A 23,213-nucleotide genomic window follows, 5' to 3' on the forward strand; every position below is an offset into this window, starting at 1 on the left:
TTCAAAATTCTGACAATTTATTTTCCTAAAAAAGCAGAGAGCTAACATTGACAAGGGCATCAATGCTAACCTCCTCTACTTTTAAAATGTTTTGGTTTTATTTATCAGCTAAGCAATCTGGCTGCAAGTACCTCTTCATCCGAAATGGTATCTGAGATAAAGCTCCCATTGCTAGTGCGCTCTGACAGACTCAGTTGGGCTAGGTTAACCTGCTCAACCGTTCCTAATTTAGATAAAACTTCGAGTATCTGCTCGTCAGTATCGGCCTCTACTTCCCCACTAAAAAGGTCAAGCTCTGCAGCCGCAGCAACATCAGATAACACAGGAGCGGCTAAAAAGACGCGATGGGGCTTGGATTTGAGTTCACGCAGAAGTTGCAAACCACGGCCTGCCCGTTTGGCTACTGGGATATCGTCTGTTGCCATCCGTTTGAGGCTGCCGCGCTGGGTCAGTACAAAGAAAGTCTTAGTATTAGCCATAAAGGCAGATTGTACTGTATCACCATCTTTCAGATTAATGGCCTTGACACCAGCAGCTTTGGCGCCGACAATAGGTACTTCTTCAATGCTAAAGTGGAGAGCGTACCCTTTCTGAGTCACTATCATAACCTGATCCAATTTAATTGGTGCCATAGTAACAACGTGATCATCGTCTCCTTTAAGTTTGGCAAATTTAACAGATTTGGTTCTGTAACTGCGCCAAGGTTCAAACTCTTTACGCTCAAAGCGCTTGATCTGACCGTGTTTTGTCACAGCGAAATAAGTTTCTGGAGTTAGATCATCAATGATTTCAGCGTAGATAATTTCCTCATCGGTTGAAAAATTGGTAATGGTCTGCGAGAGGTGTTCGCCGATGTCTTTCCAACGAATATCGGTTAATTCATGAATAGGCCGGTAGATGACATTCCCTAGATTTGTAAAGATAAAGAGATGCTGGGTCGTTTTAGCCTGCTGCATCAGAATCACCTGATCGTCATCACGCTTACCTAATTCTTCTGGGGTGGAAGCATTGTAAGAGCGAGGACTGGTCCGTTTGACATAGCCGCTGCGAGTCAGGCTGACATAAGTCTCCTCTTCAACAATCAAGCTGGCCGTATCAATTTCAATAGTCTGCGCTTGAACCTGCAATTCTGAACGGCGGGGACTACCAAACTTTTTCTTTACCTCACGGAGCTCACGCTTCATGAGATTATACATGGTACGCTCATCACCAATAATAGCCGTCAGAGTTGCGATTTGCTCCCGCAAGGCAGCATCCTCTTCTTCCAGAGTCACAATATCGGTATTAGTTAAGCGATAAAGCTGCAAAGTTACGATAGCTTCTGCCTGCTCCTCGGTAAATTCATAGCTAATCTTCAGATTTTCTTTGGCATCGGCCTTATTATCCGACGCCCGAATCAAAGCGATAACTTCATCTAAAATAGAAAGAACCCTGATCAGCCCTTCTACGATATGGAGACGCTTTTCTGCCTTTTTCTTATCAAATTTGGAGCGCGCTAAAATAATATCGCGGCGATGGCCAATGTAGCTGGTCAAAATTGGAATCAGTCCGACCTGACGCGGCGTAAAGTTATCAATAGCTACCATATTAAAATTATAATTAATTTGCAGGTCAGTATATTTGAGCAGGTAGTTAAGAATCGCTTGACTATCCGCATCCTTCTTAAGCTCAATAGCAATGCGCAAACCATCGCGGTCAGATTCGTCCCTCACTTCGGAGATGCCAGGTACTTTATTGTTGAGGCGAACATCATCGATTTTTTTTACCAACATGGCCTTATTGACATCGTAAGGAATTTCGGTAACGACAATTTGTTCTTTGCCACCCTTAAGCGGTTCAATTTCTGTACGCGAACGTACTACTACACGTCCCTTACCTGTTTCATAGGCTTTACGAATTTCGTCAGCCCCTTGGATAATAGCTCCAGTCGGCAGGTCAGGACCAGGTAAAAATTCCATGAGCTTTTCGACCTTTGCCTTAGGATGATCAATCATATAGACGACCGCATCAATAACTTCAGCTAAATTATGAGGAGGTATGTCTGTTGCATATCCCGCTGAAATTCCTGTTGCACCATTAACTAGAAGATTGGGAAAGGCAGCTGGTAAAACAGTCGGCTCTTTTTCCGTATCATCAAAATTCCAAGCCCAAGGGACAGTGTCTTTGTCAATATCTTGAAGCAGATAGCCCGCAATCTCTGATAAGCGCGCCTCAGTATAACGCATAGCAGCAGGTGGATCACCGTCCATAGAACCATTGTTTCCGTGCATCTCCACAAGAATTTCACGATTCTTCCAGTCTTGCGACATGCGCACCATAGCATCGTAAATAGAGGAATCCCCGTGCGGGTGAAAATTCCCCATGATATTACCAACCGACTTGGCCGACTTACGGTAGCCCTTATCATGAGTATTACCGTCCTTATTCATGGAATAAAGAATGCGGCGCTGAACCGGTTTTAGCCCATCGCGAATATCAGGCAGGGCCCGCTCTTGAATAATATACTTGGAATAGCGCCCAAAGCGCTCTCCCATGATGTCCTCAAGGGACATATTTTGAATGTTTGACATAATTAAGATACACAGCCCATAAAAAAGATAAAGTCAAATTAAGAAATCAGCAGAAAATCAAGATTTTCTAGACGATTTATCTTTTTGACACAGTCTTTAGGGGCGTGTTCAATTCCTTTCTGTAAGATTAAAATAGAAGATTATATAATCTAGAATAAAAACAGGAGATTCTGATTTTCCAAAGATTCTGATTTTCCAAACGATTCACGCTAAAGTAACGACTGTAAAAATAAAAATTTAAACATCCGTCTCTCTCTTTATACAGATTCTAGGATGAGTCCCATTCTTATTGATATGTAATAGCATAAACTTATTAAAGACTACTTTACTCATAGCTGTAATTTTAAAGAGTTTTATTGATAGAATAATAGCGATTACAAAGAAATTATTATGCTATTGCTAAGGCTAGTTTCTGTTTCACATTTTAATAGACTCAGTAAAAGTATTAATGCAAAAAAGTTCCACTAAGTAAGCTAATCTGGATCAACAAACTCTGCAACAATAGCAGAATTTGTCGCTATCTTTTTCTTAAATTCTGCTCTTAATTCATTGTCAATTTTTGATTCATCTGGAAATTTTCCATCTATTAAATCAGTAAAAGTATTAACCATTCTTATTCCCATTGGTTTAAAAGTAACATAGGTTAAACCACCGGAAATAACAGCACCGAGAACTGAAATAGTTTTTGAAATAGATTTTCCTATAGTATCTTTTGTAATTTTTTTGCCTATATTATTGCCAATTCTTGTTCTTTGCTAAATGTTTTTTCACTGTATCCTCTCCCAATAGAATACTAATACTATGTTCTCTTTCAGTGTTAATCTAAAATATCCACAATCCATTAGCACCATAGCTGACTTGTTGACGACTTTCCTACAGCTCCTCGGTTCGATAAAGACGATAGCCTTCATAATCGTAACTGTGATCGACCCCTTTCATGTAGAGCTCACGGTTATCGATATCATCCGTGAGTGCTTTTCTGAGGATATACTTGATTTCAATATTGCGAACTGGACTGCGTTCCATGGCCAGAAGATAATCTTCTTTATCAACCTGTGACCAGTCGATGACTTGACTAATCTCATTTTTTAGTAGATGGTCTAACCACAGACGCATACTGCGTCCATTACCTTCGCGAAAAGGATGGGCAATGTTCATTTCAACATATTTTTCAATAATGTGATCAAAAGTATCTTGAGGCATATTATCAATGGTTTCAAGTGAAGCTTTCAAGTAGACTAAGGGAGCAAAGCGAAATCCACCTTTTGCTAAATCAACTAAGCGCATCTTTCCAGCGAAATCATAAATATCTTCGAATAAAAAGCCATGAATAAATGCTAAAGTTTCATAAGTACCGGCAGGTATATCAGCCAATAAATTTTCTTCAAATAAACGTTTAGCTTTTTCTTTACTGATTTTTTCTTCAGCTTTTGAAAGCTCAAGCGAATCTGTCAAACCTAACTTATTTTCTAAAACCATATTTCCTCACCTACTAACCTAGTCACTCCACACATTTTCGTTTATATTTAATCTGGCTAGCGATATTTCCTTCAACATCCTTCTCATCCCATAGTTGCAATTCCCGTGGATAGTAGAAATTGCTCTTATTTTTGAAATAGATGTCAATATCAACATACCCGTCCCTATCCTGCAGGTACCAGTTTTTCAGCCAGCTATCCAAACGTTCCATAACTTGAGAGATCTCTTTGGACGTTAAAATCATCCGAGCACTAAAGTTATTATTCAAAATAGCATTAACCGGATAGGCTTCTTTGCGCTCTTTAAATCGTTCGATTTTATCTAAAAATGACTTAGAAGTTTTTACGCGGTAAACATAGCGAATGCCATCGACATCAGCTCACATAAGATAATCATTAATGACCTCATGGAGATTGGTAGGCATCACAGCATTAAGACACTCTTCTTTAGCAACACTGTCCAGTCTATGACTTTTCCCAAAGACCTACAGCAAAGGCGAGCATAACCATCCCTAAGATAAATTTGTTTGTAAACATAAAGTAAAGAGCTGCAAGAATAGACATGGCACAAGTCACTATCTTAATCCAACCTTTGTTAAACCCGTTCATTTTTTCTATCCTCTCTTACTCAAGAAGAACTTGCTAGGGCAATGATTAAAAGGAAATTCCCATCTCTTTTCTGAATATACAAGCAAAAAACTTAGAAAGCCCAAGTAAATCAGTCAGACCTAATTTATTTTCTAAAACCACCTGCTTACCTCTCGTTCATATAGGACACTCAATTTAAAAATCAGTTATAATTTTGAAATTGTCCTAGTAAGGACAATTAGATAAGACCTCAATAAAACTTACCATACTTTCATTTGTCTTTAGCTGATCGATTGTAACGCTTATCGTCAAAAACGATATTATATTGTCAGATAAGCTAGTGAGGAGCTGGCAAGCCACAGCCTGTTACGTTGTGAAAATAAATGCTTTATTATCTTTTCAAATAAGCAATCAAAACACCGTCTGTTCTTCCAAGGTAAACTTGACATTGTCTTCGATCCATTGACGGCGGGGTGCTGCCTTGTCTCCCATGAGGACGGAGACGCGGCGCTCAGCACGCGCCAGATCTTCAATAGTAACACGGATAAGGGTGCGTGTCTCAGGATCCATGGTCGTCTCCCAGAGCTGGTCGGCATTCATCTCTCCCAATCCCTTGTAGCGCTGGAGACTAGCTCCCTTACCAAATTTCTGGCGGAGATCTTCTAACTCACCATCGGTCCAAGCGTATTCAACCTCTTCTTTTTTCCCCTTCCCCTTAGACATCTTATAAAGCGGAGGCAGGGCAATATAGACGTGTCCCGCTTCAACTAAGGGACGCATATAGCGATAAAAGAAGGTCAGTAAAAGTGTTTGGATGTGGGCACCATCAGTATCCGCATCGGTCATGATGATAATCTTGTCATAATTGATATCATCAATATTAAAATCCGGTCCGACACCAGCACCGATAGTATAGATCATCGTGTTAATTTCCTCGTTTTTAAGGATATCAGGCATCTTGGCCTTCTCGGTATTGAGTACCTTACCGCGCAGAGGCAAAATAGCCTGAAACTTACGGTCACGTCCCTGTTTTGCTGAGCCTCCGGCCGAGTCCCCTTCGACTAGATAAAGCTCATTTTTCTTAGGGTTTTTAGACTGGGCTGGTGTTAGCTTCCCAGACAGCAATCCCTTATCCTTTTTACTCTTTTTTCCATTGCGGCTTTCATCGCGAGCTTTGCGAGCCGCTTCACGGGCGTCACGCGCTTTGATAGCCTTACGAACCAAATTGGAAGCCAGCTCTCCATTTTCCATGAGAAAGAAAGTTAGATTGTCAGAAACTAGACCATCAACAACCGGACGAGCCAGGGGACTCCCAAGTTTATCCTTGGTTTGCCCTTCGAACTGCAGGTGCTCTTCAGGAACAAGAATAGATAGGACAGCCGAAAGACCTTCTCGGTAATCTGAGCCTTCTAAATTTTTATCTTTCTCCTTAAGAAGACCAGTTTTTCTGGCATAGTCATTCATCGCTTTAGTAATGGCCGTTTTAAGCCCTGTCTCGTGGGTTCCCCCATCTTTAGTACGGACATTATTGACAAAGGATAGAATATTGTCCGAAAAGCCATCGTTATACTGCATGGCTACCTGTATCTGGAAACCTTGCTCTTCACCTTCAAAATAGATAACAGGTGTCAGTGTTTCCTTATCTTCATTGAGGTATTCGACAAAATCTTGCACTCCATTTTCATAGTGGAACTCTTCTTGCTCACCACTACGCTCATCGCTTAAAACCAAAGTAACTTCTTTAAGCAGAAAAGCTGATTCTTTCAAGCGTTCAGAGATAGTATTAAATCTAAAATCTGTTGTTGAAAAGATAGTATCATCAGGTTTAAAGGTCACCTTGGTCCCTGTTTTCGACTTGGGAGCTGTTTTGATTCTTTCAAGCGTTGTTACAGGTTTACCACCGTCTTCAAAGCGTTGACGATAGACGGCTCCATCACGGGTAATCTCAACTTCCAGCCAGTTAGATAAAGCGTTGACAACCGAGGAACCAACACCGTGCAGGCCCCCTGATGTTTTATAGCCACCTTGGCCAAATTTACCACCGGCATGAAGCACTGTAAAAATCACTTCGACCGTTGGTTTGCCTGTAGCATGCATACCAATTGGCATACCGCGACCACTGTCTGCTACACTAACAGATCCATCCTGATGCAAGGTTACCTCAATACGGTCACCAAAGCCAGATAAGGCCTCATCAACAGCATTATCGACTATCTCCCAAATTAAATGATGCAGCCCAGTTCCGTCAGTTGAGCCAATATACATCCCAGGGCGTTTGCGGACTGCATCCAGTCCTTCCAAGACCTGAATAGCATCATCATTGTAATTATTGATTGAAATCTCTTTTTTAGTCAAACTTGACCTCCCAATTATTCATCTATTTTATATTACAGGTTTTTAGGGAAATTTGCAAAAAAAGTTTGTTCTTGCCTCTCTAAATCGGCTTAGGGCAGACTCCCATCCTACATATCGCAATGTTTTTTGGGGGAAAGTGTCAATAAGAAGACAACAGTCAAACTGCTAGAAACCATTAGAAGTCCGCCGTTATCACTGCAGTTTAATTGTCTGTTACTGCAATCTCACTTAAAAGAGACAGAAAGTGCTCTAAGACCATTACCAGCCACTGCACTTAGTAGCACTCTCTAAATTTAAAATAAAAAATTTCTTTTAATACTAAGAGCCGATAAAGCGCCGGGAGTGCCTACTCTTAACCTTTCTTTTATGTTATAATGAGCATTATGGAAAGTATTATTTTTATTATCATTGCTTACCTGTTAGGTTCTATCCCTTCTGGATTATGGATAGGTAAAATTTTCTACCACAAAAATCTCCGCGAATTAGGCAGTAAAAATACCGGTACAACCAATGCTTTTAGAGTTTTGGGCAAGAAGGCAGGGGCAGTAACCTTTATAATTGATATGCTTAAAGGAACACTGGCTGTTCTTCTGCCGATTTGGTTCGGAGCAGACGTGCTATCACCGCTGCTCATTGGTTTTTTTGCGGTGCTTGGGCACACTTGTTCGATCTTTGATGGCTTCAAAGGTGGTAAGGCCGTTGCAACGAGTGCTGGTGTCTTACTTGGCTTCACACCACTTTACTGTCTATTTTTACTGGCTATCTTTGCTCTGATTTTGTTTTTAAGCAGTATGATTTCCTTTGCTAGTGTAGCTACAGCAAGTTTGGGTTTGTTAACACTCTACACCTTCCCAGCTGTTCATTTTATCCTGCTAAAGTATGACTGGCTTTTTACCATTATTGTTACCGGATTGGCCTTGATTATTATCATTCGCCACAGGGAAAATATAGGACGTATTAAGCGTAAGGAAGAAAATCTGGTCCCCTTTGGTCTGAATTTGACCCATCAGCAGCCTAAAAAATGAGTTCCGTTTAAAATGGAACTCATTTTTTATTATCACTCAAACCTCATTCTTGTTTAGTTAGGTAAAAAAGCAACTGACTAAAGGCTGCTTATCTTTCAGTTCAAAGTCACTGAGGCTTTTAAGGTCTCATATTCCTTAATGTTAAACTTAAGAAAAATTCCGCTATCTAGCTCATCTCCTAATTTTAAACTGCACAAAAGGCGGTGCTTTTCCATATCCTTCCTATTACCTTGATTTACGGGCGCGGAAATGATCAAAAGCAGCTCCAGCAGCAATGATCGTAACACCAAGGACGCTGACAAGTACTTCATTAGAGTGTTTACCTGCCGAATTAGAGGTATGAGTACCAATAGGACGCGAACTTGCCTCAATACTTGAATTGCCTTGAGAGGATCGACCTGTTCCAGAGCCAAAACCACTATTAGCATCACTAGCGCCTAATTCTGAATTGATTGTTGGTTTCTCGGTCGTCGATGCCTTATCAACCTCAGACACACTGTCCTGATTAGTTTCTGAATGGGTATTACCAGATTCAGAAGTTTCCTTGACTTCATCCAGCGCAGGCAGAGCTTCAACTTCTTTTTCTGCTTCCTTGTTTTCAATAGTCGCAGAATCTGCTTTAGGAGCAGGTTTATCTTTTTGCGAGTCCTCTAAATTAAGATCAAGTTTAGGAGGTGTTTTTTTGATAGATTTACTATCACTCAGCCAATCGCCCAGCTGATACTGCAAGCCTTCTGTCCCATAAAAGTAGTAGGTAGCATCAACTGAGATAAGACGGCTGTTAGGATTTACGACAGCATACTGACTCAAATCGACATTGGACTTGAGATAATCAGTAAAGACCTGATCCATAGACGGCCCTTCTTCGCGCATCCCTCCTAACATAGTATAGCTATCACCACCAGAAGCAAGGAAATCATTAGTTGCTAAATAATAAACGGCATTCATATCGAGAACCTGATACTTATCAGTATCCGGATCTAAAATTTCAATACCTAGGATTCGCTGATCAACCTTATCTGATAAATTCGTATCATAGTAGACACGGGCGCCAGCTACTTGCAAAAAGCCGCCGCTTGGCTCCAGCAAGGGGTTACCATAATCATCAAGGATAGGCAGCCCCCTCTTATCTGTCTGAGTAGGGGATTTTAGAGATGTTTTAAACATCTCGTAGATGGTTTTGCCAGTCACTTGAATCTGCGATACCGTATTACCAAAAGGCAGAACAGATATAACATCCCCCTTAGTAATAGGTTCACCCTTTTTAAGAGTCTCACGCAGACCGCCACCATTGGTAACTGCTAAATTGGTCTTATGGCTAAAGCCTGTTTGACCGTAGGCTAAAATCGAGTCTGCGACCAAATTCCCCAAGTTCGTCTCACGGACACGAACATTCATACGGTCGCCGTTGAGCTCAACAGGATTGTTGGGGCGAATAACAGTTGCACTGTCCGCCAGATACTTGGCTTGAATTTTGGCTACTAAATCAGACACTTCCTTATCTGCTTGGATGGTTTGAGCCTGCTCTGCTGTAATGACGCCGGCTGACAATACTTTATCAGCATTCAGAGTAATCTTACCAACATTGTGCAGATAACTGCCTGTTTGATTATAAATGACATTGCCATCTGTAATCTGTAGAACCGTATGGGAATGTCCATCAATAAGAATGACATTCTTCCCCCTGAGGTTAGCATTTTTAGCAAGAGCTTTAGCAAGACTCGTTCCCTGCCACTCTGGTTTAGTCGTATTATCAACGCCTAAATGAGCTAAAATAACATAGTTGTGATAGTACTTACCTTCAGCCCTAGCTTGACTCTCTGTCTGCTCAATGACATTAGTAACCTCTGTAATAGGATCAGCAAAGGTCACCCCTTCGACATTTTTAGGGTGTGTTTTAGTAGCGGTCTCAGGTGTTGTCACTCCAATAACAACAAACTCATCCCCTTCGACCTCCTTATTTTTATCGATAATGGTCGACGCTTCAAATAAGCGAGTACCATTGACGTAGACATTGGAGCTAATCATAGGAAAATTCAATTTTTCTCGCAGGCGCTTGAGCTGGTAGAGACCAAAATCAAACTCGTGATTTCCTAAAGTCATAGCATCATAACCGATGGTATTCATGATGTCAGCCATATCCTCACCCTTACTACTATTAGATATTGGCAGGCCTTGGAAAGAGTCCCCTGCATCAAACAGAAGTGTTTTTCCCTGTGCACGACTGGCTTTTACGATAGCAGCTAGCTTGGCATCACCAATAACACCCTCTTCTTCTACTATGCGGCCGTGAACATCATTAGTATGGATGATGGTAGTGCCCTCACTAGTCGTTTTTGAAGCTGCTGTTGCAGATCTAGCCATTGTCAGCTGATTATCATCCGCTGAATTTAGCTCTCCTCCTGTTTCCGATGAGACCTCTGAGATAATATTCTGTTGTCCTTGTTCATCTACCGCTGCCCTTTGTTCTGAGCTGGATAAGTTAGTGTTGACTGAAGATTCTTCCGCAAGACCAGCTCGCTCTGCTTCTGCTACCGACGACGCTCCTGCCGAATTGTCCGCAGAAACAGGATTTGCCTCATCAGCAGCTACTTTATTAGATAAAATTGCCGTTGAAAACAAGAGGGCAGATAGGGTCGGGATTAACATTGTTTGCTTGCGCATGAAGGTCTCCAAAATAATATGATTATCCTTTATTATACAATAAATCGCACTATTTTTAAATAAGATTGTTTAGAAAATATTATTATAGCTGCCTGATAAAGATCTAAAAAGACTGACTTTAAGCCCATTAAGGTGTTCTCATAATCTTGATTCACTCTCATAAAATAAAATATTCTGCTAGGACTGATTTGTTTTTCCATTTTTTATTTGCTAAAAACGCTTCGCTGTGAACAGCATCTCAAACATCAGATTTTCATCTAATGCTCAAAATCAGACGAGAAGAGGGCTAGTGGTGGCATAAGACCAGCAAAGCTGGCAGTATCCGTACAATAGCCCATCATGTGTTTTTCAAAGAGTATACCCTAGGCTGCAGCATAAACATACTAGCGCTTTTTCAATCAGCTTGATAAACAATAGCGCCGTCACTGATTGTATATTTAACGACCCCTTTTAGCGTTTCACCAATAAAGGGGGAATTGCCCGCTTTCGATGCAAACTGATCAGATATTTGTCGTTTTTCCTTATCTGCAAAAATCACAATATCTGCTGGACCCTCTTCAGTTAAATAACCCGCATCGAAAGAATATAGGCTAGCAGGATTGCAGGTCATCTTGGCTAAGAGCTGAGATAAAGTCAGCTCTCCTGTCTCTACAAGATTAGTTAAGCCTAATGAAAGTGAGGTTTCTAGCCCAGTCATTCCCGACGGTGCCTTGGTTATATCCGCCACGTCTTTTTCATCCTTATGATGAGGAGCGTGGTCAGTTGCAATGACCGAAATCACGCCACTCTTAAGACCTTCAATAACAGCTCGACGATCTTTTTCTGTCCGTAAAGGGGGATTCATTTTAGCTAGAGCCCCTTTAAGCAAAAGTAAATCCTCGGTCTTAGAGAAATGCTGAGGGGCTGCTTCTGCTGTTACTGGCGCTCCTAACTGCTGGGCAAATTCGACCACTTTAACTGATTCCTTCTTGGATAGATGCTGAATATGCAGATGAGATTGGGTAGCATGAGCAATCATAACATCACGCGCAATCATGCTGTATTCAGCTACACCTGTCGCTCCGCAGAAACCAAACTTCTCACGGGCAACAGTTTCGTTGAAACCAAGAATACCATTGAGTTCCGGATCCTCTTCATGCAGAGCAATGAAAGTACTATTCTCCTTAGCCAATTCTAGGGCTTCTTTGACCACCTTGCTACTTTTCAGAGGAATCCCATCATCCGAGAAGGAAACAGCTCCTGCCTCTAAAAGAGCTTTAAAGTCCGTCAGATTCTGCCCGTCAAAATTTTTGGTAATCGTAGCGTTGGTATAGATATGGATATTTTCCTTAGCCGCACTGGCCAAAACTTCTTTGAGGGTAGGAAGATCCGAAATGGTTGGATTGGTATTGGCCATCATAACCACCGTCGTTACCCCTCCTGCTGCTGCAGCTAGAGCTCCTGTATGAATATCTTCTTTGTGAGTTTGACCGGGTTCACGGAAATGGACGTGAATATCAACTAGCCCTGGGGCCACCACTAGACCAGTCGCATCAATAACCTGTGCATCTGCTACATCAATAGCTTCAGCTATTTTGACAATTTTATCGCCATCCACCAAGATATCACTAATCTTATCGAATTGCGTTTTGGGATCCATCACTCGGCCATTTTTTATTAGTAACATAGTAACTCCTCATAAGTATCTCTTTAACAAATATTTTCCTATATCATATAAAATAACTAAAATAAGCTGCATAAATTGAAGCATAGAATAGAGCAGGACAATCATACTCACACTGCCCAACAGAACGAATACTACCCTATAAAACCATTTTCTTATAAAGTCTTTTCTTAAGTCTCGTTTTTCCTTTTTAGATAATTTTCGTTTTGAAACGATTGTTAAATTTTTATCAAGTTTCGGTAGACTATAATAAAAAATGTGCTGTGAAGTAAGAAAGGAAATTTTATCTTTCATTAAAGACAAATTTTCTTTAAGCCATGCAAGATTATAAGGAATTCTGAAAAAGAATATATTTTTATCAATATATTTTTCCAAATTAAGTATAAAATCATACGATCTCACTATTTTTTCTGAACAGTAATGGATATTGTAATTTTGAATAGAGTCTGAAGTTCTTAATTTGATTAATTCAACTTCAAAAGACGTCCAAGCATATACTTCTTTAAACTCTCTTTGGCTAAGTACACTGACTTGTACACTCGTTTTAGGTTCTAATTGTTTTTGATTAAAAGTTTTCTCAGCTACTTTGTCTCTGAAACCGGTGGATTTGTCCCTAAAAATTTTAACTACCCCTTCAATATCAAAAATATCCTTATCACTGAAATTATTCATTTCTAAAAGGAGTACATCATCTTTTCGATTTTCTTTGCATATAAACAAAATTTCTTTTTCAATATTTGTCGGTAGAGATAATTGTTCTTCTGGAATTTTTTCTTCAAGAACTGTATTAGATCTTATATCACTGATTCTAATTAATAAATAAACAATAATAAATAACAGGAGCACAAGGGGAGAAAGAGGATATCTTGATATTAAAACAAAAAAATATTCCATCTTAAAAGTAAGAAGTGACAGCAAAATTAATAAAATAAAGTATTTATAATATTTTATTGGTAAAAGGTCTTTCAAATTTTTTAGTAATTCAACCATATTCATTACTACCTCAACCAATTAATCGGTTCCAGACCTACTTGTTGTAAATATGCATTAGCTCTAGAAAACGGCTGCGAGCCAAAGAAACCACGATTAGCCGACAGCGGGCTAGGATGAGGAGACTCGATAATATGATGAATGGGATTGCTAATCAAAGCCTTCTTCTTGCGGGCAAAACCACCCCAGAGGATAAAGACAACTGGATTGTTCTGTTCGTTGACAACCTTGATAATCGCATCTGTAAAGGGTTCCCAAATCTGGCCTTGGTGACCATTAGCTTGACCCGCTGGTACTGTCAAGCAGGCATTGAGCAAGAGTACACCCTGCTTAGCCCAAGGCATCAAATCGTGATGGTCACGCAAACCAACATCCTGTGCTAACTCTTTGAGAATATTCTGCAGGGACGGTGGGGCTGGGATATCCTCAGGAACCGAAAACGACAGCCCCTGTGCCTGCTTGGGACCGTGGTAGGGATCCTGACCAATAATAACCACTTTAACCTTTTCCAGTGGCGTTGTTTGAATAGCATTGAAAACTTTTTCCCGCGGCGGATAGATGACGCCTTGAGCGTAAACCTGATCCATGAAGGCGTTGATTTTTCCAAAATAATGTTCGGGTAACTGAGCTTTAATCAGTTCATGCCAGCTTGAATGTTCCATAGGGCAGCATCCTTTCTTAACTCAAGATCAGACTTTACCGACCAGATCAAGCTCTGCTTCAGCCAAGATATGACCCTCAACGGCATGCATAAGCTCGTTAAGGTAGAACCCACGCTCAAGTGCAAGTTCAGTATCCAGAGCATAAACTTTTAGAGTATAGAGGTGATCTTTATCTGGCGGGTAAGGCCCGATGTAGTTATCTTCGATAGCCGAAAAATCTGTTGATAAAAATTTACTGACAAGGCTGTTTTTGCCATGAAGGTGCTGGCTGTCTGTTCGGGAAAAATCTGCCTCAATCACAGTCTTAGCAGCAGGAACATTAGCAACTGTCCAATGAATATAGGCAAAACCGCAGACTGGAATGGAATCATAATCGACAAAAGACCAAGCAAAGGTCTTAGTCCCTGCGGGTACATTTTCTATCGAGAAAGGGAAGGATACGACAGCATTTCCCAGTTCAAGTTCATTAGTGTGCTTGCTATAACGATCTGGGATAATTTTATTTTCAAAAGGAACTGTAATTCTCATCATTAACCTCCTAACGTGTTAAACGGCTGCTTTCCAGCACCATAGCTTCAAGTTCAGGCTCGCTCAGTTCAGTTTCATTGACTAAAACGCTGAGCCAGTGCTTTTTATTCATGTGGTAGGCTGGGATAACGCCCTTTGTGTCCATCATCATCTCTACCTGCTCGGGTTGGAGTTTGAGATTGAGCAGGAGTTTCCCTTCCTTCTGTGTCACCAGCGCAAGCATTTTTTGATTGCGACGATGCCGAATGACTGGCGTATCCTTACTTTTCTCACGCGTAAAGGGATAAGCCTCCTCAGCTCCAGTCAGATCAACCAGCCAATCCAGCAGTTCCCGCTTGGTGACATTGCCAAAATCCATTGGAACCTCCTATTAATTTTCTCTTTCTTACAGCGACAGAATCAATCCTGCCAGGTTTCTTGATTCTCTTTGAATTTTTTCAGCAGTTGCAGACCATCGGCATTGATATAGCCTTGAACCTTGGCTACCTTGATAAGTTCAGAATAGTTGGACAGGGTTACCAATTTAACTCCTGCATCAGCAAAGTTTTTATCAGCCTTGGGCAATTCATAGGTGAAAATGGCTGCCACACCAAGAACATCGGCTCCTTCGCGCTCAGCAGCTGCGACAGCTTCTAATACAGAGCCACCAGTTGAAATCAAATCCTCAATAATGACCATCTTTTCGCCCTTGACAACTCGGCCTTCTATTTGGTTGCCCGCACCATGGTCTTTGGGCTTGCTGCGGATATAGGCAAATGGCAGATTCATCTTATCCGCAATGATAGCTCCGTGAGGAATCCCTGCTGTTGCCGTTCCGGCAATGACTTCAACTTCTGGAAAAGCTTCCTTGATTTTTTCAACAAAGCCATTTTCAATTAAGGTGCGGGTTTCAGGATAGGAGAGAGTGATACGGTTGTCTGTATAGATTGGTGATTTAATACCTGAAGCCCAGGTAAAGGGCTCTTCAGGCTTGAGGTAAACCGCCTTGATATCTAGTAAATCTGATGCAATTTGTGATGCTAATGTCATAAAGTTTCTCCGTTCTAAATTGGGGATTAGGTTAGCTTGTAAGTTTTAGGCTTGAGCATTCCACTCAGCTTTAATAGCTTGATAGGCTGCGATAGGCTCCTCAGCTTGAGTAACAGGGCGTCCAACCACGATGTAGTCAGAACCAATTCTGTGGGCATCAGCTGGGGTCATCACCCGTTTTTGGTCACCGACACCTGAACCAGCGGGCCTGATGCCCGGGGTCAAACAGATAAAGTCTTCAGAGGTTACTGCCTTAATTTTAGCCACTTCATGAGCTGAGCAGACCACGCCGTCTAGTCCAGCCTCTTGCGTCTTCTGGGCATAATGCAGAACCGACTCTTCCAGGCTGGTCTGAATATTTTGGAAGTCTCTCATTTGTTCCTCAGAGGTTGACGTTAACTGGGTAACGGCAATCAATTTAGGCCCCTTGCCTAAACCTTCTCTTGCTGCCTGCATCATTTCAACACCACCAGCTGCATGGACATTAGTCATATCCACACCAAGCTTAGCTAAAACGCTCATAGCAGACTTGACCGTATTGGGAATATCATGCAATTTCAAATCCAAAAAGACGGAATGTCCCAGTGATTTAACATAAGAAACAATCTCAGGGCCTGCCCCGTAGTAAAGTTCCATACCAATCTTGACATAGAGCTCTTCTTCCCGAGGGAAACGGTCTAAAAATTCTTTGACCGCTTCAAAGGAAGGAAAATCTAGAGCGACGATAGGGCGTGATTCTCTCATAACTGTTTTAAATATCCTTTCTATTGGCAGATAAATAGGAGACTTGTCTGGCAGCAAATTTCTGTTTTTGATAAGCGACAACCACCTTGTCTTAACTCATTTTCACTTTCGTTCAAATTGAATCAAGGCAAGACCTAAGTTCAATTTATCTCACTAAGGGCCGAGTCATAGAAAAAACCTTGCCAAAGAGGCAAGGTATGACAAAAATCAGGGCAATCCCCACCCCTATATCATGGTTCCCTTGCTAGCCTCTCTGGACTGAACTTAAAGGTTTATTATTGGTTCTATTGTAACTTACAGGTGCTCAACTGTCAATCAAATGCTGTAAGGGGTAATTCCATTTGTGAACTTTAATAGGTATAGGCTTAACTCTATTGTAACGTTTAAATATTTTCAAAAGGTTAGTCAAAGATAAATCATTTGAGACAAACAGAATAAACAATAACAGGATTGATTCAAATTTACTTTAGCATTACCTTTCCATTATACTTATCATTGGATATCTGCTTCAGATAAAGAAAGAGCTTTATGCAGTTGTCTTGCCATGATAATCGTGACCAAGGCAGTCAAGACATCAGCAATTGGTTGTGCATATAAGACACCATTTATTCCCCACAATGGAGGTAGAATAAAAATCACAGGCATAAAACAAATTCCTTGTCGACATGCTCCTAGAATAAAGCCCGCAGTTCCTTTTCCCAAAGCGAGGAAGAGTGAAGAGTAAACTGTATAAAATCCAAAAAGGAAGAAAGAAAGACCATTAGCTATAAAAGACTTCTCTCCTGCTAAGATCATATCAGTATTTCCATTAGCGAACTGTACAATAATCTGTCTAGAAAACAAAGCCATAAGTAAACCTACAGCTAGACAAAAAATTGTAGACCAGTAGATTGATATTCTAATAGCTTCCCGCAAACGCTTAAAATTCTTAGCCCCATAACTAAAACCTGCAATGGGCTGAAAACCTTTTAAAAATCCGAAAACCACAATAGTGCCCACGGTAGTCACCCTTGTAACAGCTCCCATAGCTGCAATAATAGCGTCGCCGTATTCTCTTGCTGCGCGGTTGATTAAAGCAATGGAGAAGCTAGTCAAAATTTGAAAAACTAATGTTGGGATCCCAATTTTTAAAATCTCTGAGTATAACTGTTTGGATAGTCTAAATTCAGTTAATCTAAATTTAAAGCTACTTTTCTTTTTTAAAATATAGTTCAGATAAAGTAAAGTAGAAGCACATTGGGCAACGGCTGTTGCAATAGCTGCGCCAGCCACCTTCATACCAAGTATATAAATGAAAATCGGATCTAAAATAATATTAAGTGCAGCACCTAGTAATAAAGCACTCATAGCTGTTTTAGCAGCTCCTTCACTGGCTACAATATTATTCATGGTCACATTAAAAACATTAAAAATACAAGAAACAACAAAAATTCTAGCGTATGATATAGCATAAGGCATAATTGAAGTTGTCGCACCAAGTATTCCTAATATGGGGCGTAAAAATAAAGTAATTAAAATAATAATAATAGCTCCTAAAAAAAGGCTGCTATATAAAGCTGTACTGGCTACCTCATTTGCAGTTTTTCTATCATTTTTTCCTAGTAATCTTGATAAATATGAAGCCGCCCCATTACCAAACATTAGTCCCAAGCCAACAATGACTTGGCCAAGTGGAAAAACAACCGAGATAGCCCCCATTGAAGTATCTCCTAAACCACTGACAAAATAAGCATCTACCAAATTATAGAAAGCATTGATAAGCATCCCGATCATAATAGGTATTCCCAATGCCATAAGTGCTTTTGGTATTGGCGTAGAACTTAATAGTGCCAACTTTTTGTTTGATTGTTCCATCTCAACCCCCTAAAATTATTTTATATTAGTATATTTTATAGTATATTTGAATAAATAATACTATATTTTATACTATGTGTCAACAAAAAATAAAACTTTTATAATTTTATATTCCTTGACATTATTTGTAAATTCAAATATTATGAAGTGTATTACTATTTGAAGTTAGTGAGGTTCTTTTATGTCAACAATTGATTTGATTGTACTAGGGATACTAAAGCAAGAATCTAGGGGGGCCTATGATATTCAAAAATTAGTAGAATACCGTAATATATCTAAATGGGTAAAAATTAGTACACCTTCTATTTATAAAAAAACACTGCAATTGGAGAAAAAGGGATTAATAAAAGCAACAACGTCACGAGAAGGAAAGATGCCCCCAAAAACAGTTTATTCTTTAACAGAAGCGGGAGAAAAAGAATTTGAAAGCCTTATGTATGGCATTGCGTCCAATCCCATACGAATTTTCTTAGATTTAAACGCTGTTATAGTTAATTTAGATAGTTTATCCCTAGCAGATCAAAAGTACTGTATTGAAGCCATTTCTAAAAATGTAACGGCTCTAAAATCCTATCTCATTGAAAATTTTGAAGAAAAGAGCGGCTTACAAGAGATACCAGAAACGGGAATTGCTGTTCTGCAACAACAACTTATACTGATAGAAGCTATAGAAAAATGGTTAGCAACACTATCAATTAAAAAATTTGGCAATGAAATGTGAACATTTTCCCAATTGCTATTTAGCTTTGAATCGGCACTTAAAGAAAGTCAAAACCACCCATGGAAATGGACTGCACCCCACTCACTAGATTTCTAATCTAATTTTGAAGAGGCAGTACAAACCGGTGGTTTTGACTTTTTTCTTTTTGAGAAAATTGGCTTTTATCCATAAAATAACCACCTGAGTGATAAAACTACAAAAATTCTCCACCCAGATGGTTCAATGAAACCAGTTTTGGTTTAAATTAATAATATTAACATTATAAGCTTTTCCGAACTTCTTTTCTTAGCTCTTCCAAACTCTTAATACCATACTTATCCATAACCTTGGGTAGGTCAGCGATAATATTAGGACAGGCAAAGGGGTCGGTGAAATTAGCTGTACCAACACCGATTGCTGAGGCTCCAGCTATCATCATTTCAAGTGCCGCTTTGGCACTGTCAACCCCGCCCATGCCAATAATAGGAAGACTGGAACTCTGGGCAACCTGACGAATCAATTTTAAGGCGACGGGGAAGACTGCTGGACCGCTCATGCCGCCTGTTCCGTTGGCAATGATCGGTTTTCGGCTTTGTAAGTCAAAGCGCATGCCCACTAGGGTGTTAATCATGGTAAAACCAGTGGCACCAGCATCTTCAACCGCTTTGGCTACTTGCGTAATATCAGCGACGCTAGGTGTTAATTTAACATAGACTGGGACTCTTGCGGTTTCAACAGCCGCTTTAGTTGCCGCATAAGCCAATTCAGGGACCTGACCAATCAGGAGACCTGCATTGCCGTGGTCAACATTGGGGCAGGAAATATTAAGCTCAATGGCTTTAACATTTGGCGCCTGTGAAATCCTTCCTGCAACATAGGCATATTCCTCATTAGAAAAACCAGCAACATTAGCGATAATGGGTAAGTCAGGATAATGCTCCTGCAGCCAGGGAAGTTTCTCTGCTAAAACAGCATCAACACCGGGATTTTGAAGTCCAATGGCATTGAGCATGCCAGACGGTGTTTCAGCAACACGCGGAGTTGGATTGCCAAAACGGGCTTCTTTGGTCGTTGCCTTAATCATAATGGAGCCCAACTTGTCAAGATCGTAATACTTGGCGTATTCCTGACCAAAGCCAAAGCAGCCAGAGGCTGGGATAATAGGGTTTTTCAATTCCAAACCGGGTAAAGAAATGGCTAAGCGGTTATCGGACATTTCTCATACCTCCTCTTAGATCTTTATTGTACCTGTTGCAAAGACGGGTCCGTCTTCACAGACGCGTTTATTGGCAGCTTCGGCCCTGTCTTTTAGGTGAACCACACAGGCATAGCAGGCCCCCATACCACAAGCCATTCTTTCTTCCAAAGACATGTAAGCATGAGGGTGATGCTCAAATTTACTGTCAACGTATTTCAGCATGCCAGGTGCACCGCAAGCATAGATAGCCGCATAATCATCTGTCAGTTCATCAACAACCGTTGAGACATACCCCCTAATGCCATAAGAGCCATCATCAGTTGTGACCGTTACATGGGCATAACGGTTGAATTCTTCTTCAAGGATAACAGCTGCTTTATTAGCAAATCCTAGAACCGCCGTTACGTCAGCCCCTTTTTCGGCCAAAGCTTTAGCTGTCGCATAAAGCGGGGGGACCCCAATACCTCCTCCGATAATTAGAACCTTTTGACCGGCAGAGACGTTAGAAATATCAAAGCCCTTACCTTGTGGCCCCATGGTATCTATAAAATCACCAGATTTTAACTGGGATAAAAGTTCTGTCCCCATACCCTGAACCCGATAAATTATGCTGGCTTGCTGAGTTTCTCGGTCAATATCGCAGATAGAAATTGGCCGCCGTAAAAGCTTGCTGGGATCTGGCACGCGCAGATGGAGAAACTGTCCGATCTCCATATCGTTTACCATCTGGCCTGCCAGAACCATTTTAAAAATCCTAGGGGCTATCTCAGTCTGGTTGATTACACGCAGATCTTCCTTGAGAATTGGCGCCTTTTGCTCAGATTTATCCATTATCGTATTCCCTTTCTATTTAGTGGTTATCAGAAGGAAAACAGAACTTTTTATGCTAGTGCTTTCCGAAACAGGATTTCTTGCTTTTTAAAAAAGGAGGGACAAAAATCGTGATTTCACAGAAATCGATTTTTCAGTCCCACCCCCCGAACAACTAAGAGATCTGAGAGATCTTTTTAGTTGGAAATAAAATAAACAATCTTCATGTTACAACTAAGATTTGAGGTTAGCAAAGTTAACTGTCCCCCAACTTTACAGCCCTACACCTGAGAGTCTAAAATTCAAAGCACTAACCCTCCAGTCAACAGTGGTTCATTAGTACTAGAATCCGTAATGAACTATGCAGGAGAAATTCTAAGCTGGCTAAAGCCAACTGAACTTTTCCTCAACCGTGATCAAGCTATTACAACTAGTTGATATAGCGAGGTTTCCCTTGTTTCAACCTCGCATAAAAGATAGCAGAATACTTGCTGATGACGGTACCCAGCTTTCTAGTTCCCTCTTTGAAGCCTTTTTCTGGCTCTAAATTTGTCAGTTGTTTGGTTCTTGACTTACTGATTATCAAGAACTTCATAAGGGCGCTCGTACTCCTCTTTAAGGGCTGCTGTTGCAACCTGCAGGCTACCGTAGAGATCAACCAAGATTCCAAATGATTTGGCACGGTCCTGATCCAGAAGGTTGTAGAAAAACGGCTGGGCAACAGCCACTTCTTCCAAGAAAGCGAGCTGCTTGAGCCACTCACCAACTACATCCAGAGAGGTATTCATTAGTCTGAAAGAAGGCTCATCATACCAAGACAGGGCTTGCACCTTCTCCTCTTGACGTTTGAGCGGACTGCAGGCTTCTAAAATTTTTTCAATCTCTGGTTTAATCAAAACAGTCTCCACAGAAAATTCCAAGAGAGAAGGTTCCTGTCTAATCATTGACAGCTCTGTTTCAAAAAGGTGGAGATAGTGTCTGGTAACAGCGAGCTTGTGCAAGAGCTGCTGATAATCTTGAAGTCCTTGTTCCATAAAATGTTCCCTTGCTTCTTATTTTTATTCTATTCTATCATAAAATACTAGTAAAATTAAGCTCAAAAGCCTCATAAGGTTAGGTCGACTACTGACTCTTATTAAAAAACGAGCTTACTGGCTCGTTTTTCTTATTTTAGGATATCTTGAGTCTTGGCATAATTGGCTTCAACTGCTTCCTTCTCAGCCTGCCACCAGTCTTTATGCTCAGTGTACCATTTAATGGTATCTTCTAAACCTTCTTCAAAATTAGTGAATTGCGGCTCCCAACCGAGCTCCTTACGCAGTTTGGTTGAATCGATGGCATAGCGTAAATCGTGCCCTGCACGGTCTGTTACGTGATCGTAAGCATCTTTAGGCTGATTCATTTTCTCAAGGATAAGTTCAAGCACTTCCTTGTTGTTCTTCTCACCATCAGCACCGATAAGATAGGTTTCACCGATACGGCCTTTAGTGAGAATGGCCCAAACACCAGTTGAATGGTCATTGGTATGAATCCAGTCACGCACGTTCTTACCTTCACCATACAATTTTGGCTTGATACCAGACAAGATGTTGGTAATTTGACGCGGAATGAATTTTTCGATGTGTTGGTAAGGTCCGTAGTTGTTTGAACAGTTGGAAATAGTTGCTTTGACACCAAATGAACGCACCCAAGCCTTGACGATCAGATCAGACGCTGCCTTGGTTGATGAATAAGGCGATGATGGGTTGTACTTGGTTTCAGCTGTGAATTTCTCACCTTCGCCTTCACCGTGACCTGGCAAATCTTCACGCAAAGGGAGGTCGCCATAAACCTCATCGGTTGATACATGGTGGAAACGAATATCGTATTTACGTGCAGCTTCCAAAAGCGTATAGGTTCCAACAAAATTGGTATAAATAAATGGTGACGGATCTTTGAGCGAGTTGTCATTGTGGCTTTCAGCCGCATAGTGGACGATGGCATCTGCTTTAGCGGCCAATTTGTCTACCAATTCAGCATCAGCAATATCACCCACAACCAACTCTACACGGTCGCCGAGGATTTCCTCCAAATTAGCACGGTTGCCAGCGTAAGTGAGTTTGTCAAGAACAGTCACATGGACATCCGGATGGTTGTTATAAACATAGTGGACAAAGTTTGAACCGATAAAACCAGCACCACCGGTCACGATAATGTTTTTGTATTCAGACATAAATTAAGATATAAAGGGCGATTCAGCTTGCTGAAAATTTCCCTAGAAAAATAGAAATCTTGACAAAGACGTTTTACGTCTAGGAAGGGATAGCATCTCTTTTCTTCTGGGAAATTAGCCCCGTGTTCAGTTTTGCAAGATAA

Annotated in this window: 19 protein-coding genes and 1 pseudogene; 2 read left to right on the top strand and 18 right to left on the bottom strand. The window is 40.8% G+C overall.

Annotated elements, in window-relative coordinates; all coding sequences use genetic code 11:
- Positions 1-104: 104 nt before the first annotated feature.
- The 5 genes and pseudogenes from parC to parE all read right to left on the bottom strand — a co-directional run bounded on the left by parC (position 105) and on the right by parE (position 6,991).
- Entirely contained in the window at positions 105-2,570 is a 2,466-nt protein-coding gene (gene parC / locus AC4HAO_RS05945; protein ID WP_491134873.1) for a DNA topoisomerase IV subunit A, read from the bottom strand.
- 473 nt (positions 2,571-3,043) lie between these two features.
- Entirely contained in the window at positions 3,044-3,181 is a 138-nt protein-coding gene (locus AC4HAO_RS05950; protein WP_491134874.1) for a hypothetical protein, read from the bottom strand.
- Between the two features lie 262 nt (positions 3,182-3,443).
- Positions 3,444-4,049, bottom strand: a complete 606-nt coding sequence (gene fic, locus AC4HAO_RS05955; RefSeq protein WP_491094143.1) for a protein adenylyltransferase Fic — start codon at positions 4,047-4,049, stop codon at positions 3,444-3,446.
- Between the two features lie 22 nt (positions 4,050-4,071).
- Positions 4,072-4,464 (bottom strand): annotated as a pseudogene (locus tag AC4HAO_RS05960) (GTP pyrophosphokinase); the annotation flags it as partial.
- Positions 4,465-5,047: 583 nt separating this feature from the next.
- Complete coding sequence (gene parE / locus AC4HAO_RS05965; RefSeq protein WP_447452095.1) at positions 5,048-6,991, bottom strand: DNA topoisomerase IV subunit B; 1,944 nt, start codon at positions 6,989-6,991, stop codon at positions 5,048-5,050.
- Positions 6,992-7,374: 383 nt separating this feature from the next.
- Here parE and plsY point away from each other — a divergent pair, with 383 nt between their 5' ends.
- Positions 7,375-8,016 (top strand): glycerol-3-phosphate 1-O-acyltransferase PlsY, encoded by a 642-nt coding sequence (gene plsY, locus AC4HAO_RS05970; RefSeq protein ID WP_491094145.1) that lies wholly within the window; start codon positions 7,375-7,377, stop codon positions 8,014-8,016.
- 225 nt (positions 8,017-8,241) lie between these two features.
- On the opposite strand, the gene AC4HAO_RS05975 is transcribed toward plsY, so the two are convergent.
- The 9 genes from AC4HAO_RS05975 to AC4HAO_RS06015 form a co-directional block, all read right to left on the bottom strand.
- Positions 8,242-10,680, bottom strand: coding sequence for a 5'-nucleotidase C-terminal domain-containing protein (locus tag AC4HAO_RS05975; RefSeq protein ID WP_491134875.1), 2,439 nt, complete (start codon positions 10,678-10,680; stop codon positions 8,242-8,244).
- Positions 10,681-11,074: 394 nt separating this feature from the next.
- A complete protein-coding gene (locus tag AC4HAO_RS05980) occupies positions 11,075-12,346 on the bottom strand; it encodes a dihydroorotase (protein ID WP_491134876.1) in 1,272 nt (423 codons plus the stop codon).
- 9 nt (positions 12,347-12,355) lie between these two features.
- Positions 12,356-13,339, bottom strand: a complete 984-nt coding sequence (locus AC4HAO_RS05985; protein WP_491134877.1) for a hypothetical protein — start codon at positions 13,337-13,339, stop codon at positions 12,356-12,358.
- Positions 13,340-13,341: 2 nt separating this feature from the next.
- Positions 13,342-13,995 (bottom strand): uracil-DNA glycosylase, encoded by a 654-nt coding sequence (locus AC4HAO_RS05990; protein ID WP_491134878.1) that lies wholly within the window; start codon positions 13,993-13,995, stop codon positions 13,342-13,344.
- Positions 13,996-14,022: 27 nt separating this feature from the next.
- The gene (locus AC4HAO_RS05995) at positions 14,023-14,523 is read right to left on the bottom strand and encodes a YbhB/YbcL family Raf kinase inhibitor-like protein (RefSeq protein WP_491134924.1); all 501 of its coding nucleotides are present in this window, start codon (positions 14,521-14,523) and stop codon (positions 14,023-14,025) included.
- 10 nt (positions 14,524-14,533) lie between these two features.
- Positions 14,534-14,881: an MmcQ/YjbR family DNA-binding protein gene (locus tag AC4HAO_RS06000; RefSeq protein WP_491094118.1), complete on the bottom strand. Its 348-nt coding sequence runs from the start codon at positions 14,879-14,881 to the stop codon at positions 14,534-14,536.
- 41 nt (positions 14,882-14,922) lie between these two features.
- Positions 14,923-15,552 carry an orotate phosphoribosyltransferase gene (pyrE, locus tag AC4HAO_RS06005; protein ID WP_491134879.1) on the bottom strand — a complete coding sequence of 210 codons (630 nt, stop codon included), beginning with the start codon at positions 15,550-15,552 and terminating at the stop codon, positions 14,923-14,925.
- Positions 15,553-15,597: 45 nt separating this feature from the next.
- Positions 15,598-16,296: an orotidine-5'-phosphate decarboxylase gene (gene pyrF, locus AC4HAO_RS06010; RefSeq protein ID WP_491134880.1), complete on the bottom strand. Its 699-nt coding sequence runs from the start codon at positions 16,294-16,296 to the stop codon at positions 15,598-15,600.
- A gap of 492 nt (positions 16,297-16,788) precedes the next feature.
- Positions 16,789-18,150 carry an MATE family efflux transporter gene (locus AC4HAO_RS06015; RefSeq protein WP_491134881.1) on the bottom strand — a complete coding sequence of 454 codons (1,362 nt, stop codon included), beginning with the start codon at positions 18,148-18,150 and terminating at the stop codon, positions 16,789-16,791.
- A gap of 181 nt (positions 18,151-18,331) precedes the next feature.
- On the opposite strand from AC4HAO_RS06015, the gene AC4HAO_RS06020 reads away from it, so the two are divergent.
- Positions 18,332-18,871, top strand: a complete 540-nt coding sequence (locus tag AC4HAO_RS06020; RefSeq protein ID WP_491134882.1) for a PadR family transcriptional regulator — start codon at positions 18,332-18,334, stop codon at positions 18,869-18,871.
- Positions 18,872-19,130: 259 nt separating this feature from the next.
- Here AC4HAO_RS06020 and AC4HAO_RS06025 read toward each other — a convergent pair whose 3' ends face one another.
- The 4 genes from AC4HAO_RS06025 to rfbB form a co-directional block, all read right to left on the bottom strand.
- Positions 19,131-20,066: a dihydroorotate dehydrogenase gene (locus tag AC4HAO_RS06025; protein WP_491134883.1), complete on the bottom strand. Its 936-nt coding sequence runs from the start codon at positions 20,064-20,066 to the stop codon at positions 19,131-19,133.
- Between the two features lie 15 nt (positions 20,067-20,081).
- On the bottom strand, positions 20,082-20,879 hold the full coding sequence (locus AC4HAO_RS06030; RefSeq protein WP_491134884.1) for a dihydroorotate dehydrogenase electron transfer subunit: 798 nt from the start codon (positions 20,877-20,879) through the stop codon (positions 20,082-20,084).
- A gap of 551 nt (positions 20,880-21,430) precedes the next feature.
- A complete protein-coding gene (locus AC4HAO_RS06035) occupies positions 21,431-21,892 on the bottom strand; it encodes a hypothetical protein (RefSeq protein ID WP_447452085.1) in 462 nt (153 codons plus the stop codon).
- A 131-nt stretch (positions 21,893-22,023) separates the two neighbouring features.
- Positions 22,024-23,070 (bottom strand): dTDP-glucose 4,6-dehydratase, encoded by a 1,047-nt coding sequence (rfbB, locus tag AC4HAO_RS06040; RefSeq protein ID WP_491094112.1) that lies wholly within the window; start codon positions 23,068-23,070, stop codon positions 22,024-22,026.
- Between the last annotated feature and the right edge of the window lie 143 nt (positions 23,071-23,213).

The organism is Streptococcus sp. ELY_137 (assembly GCF_058314515.1).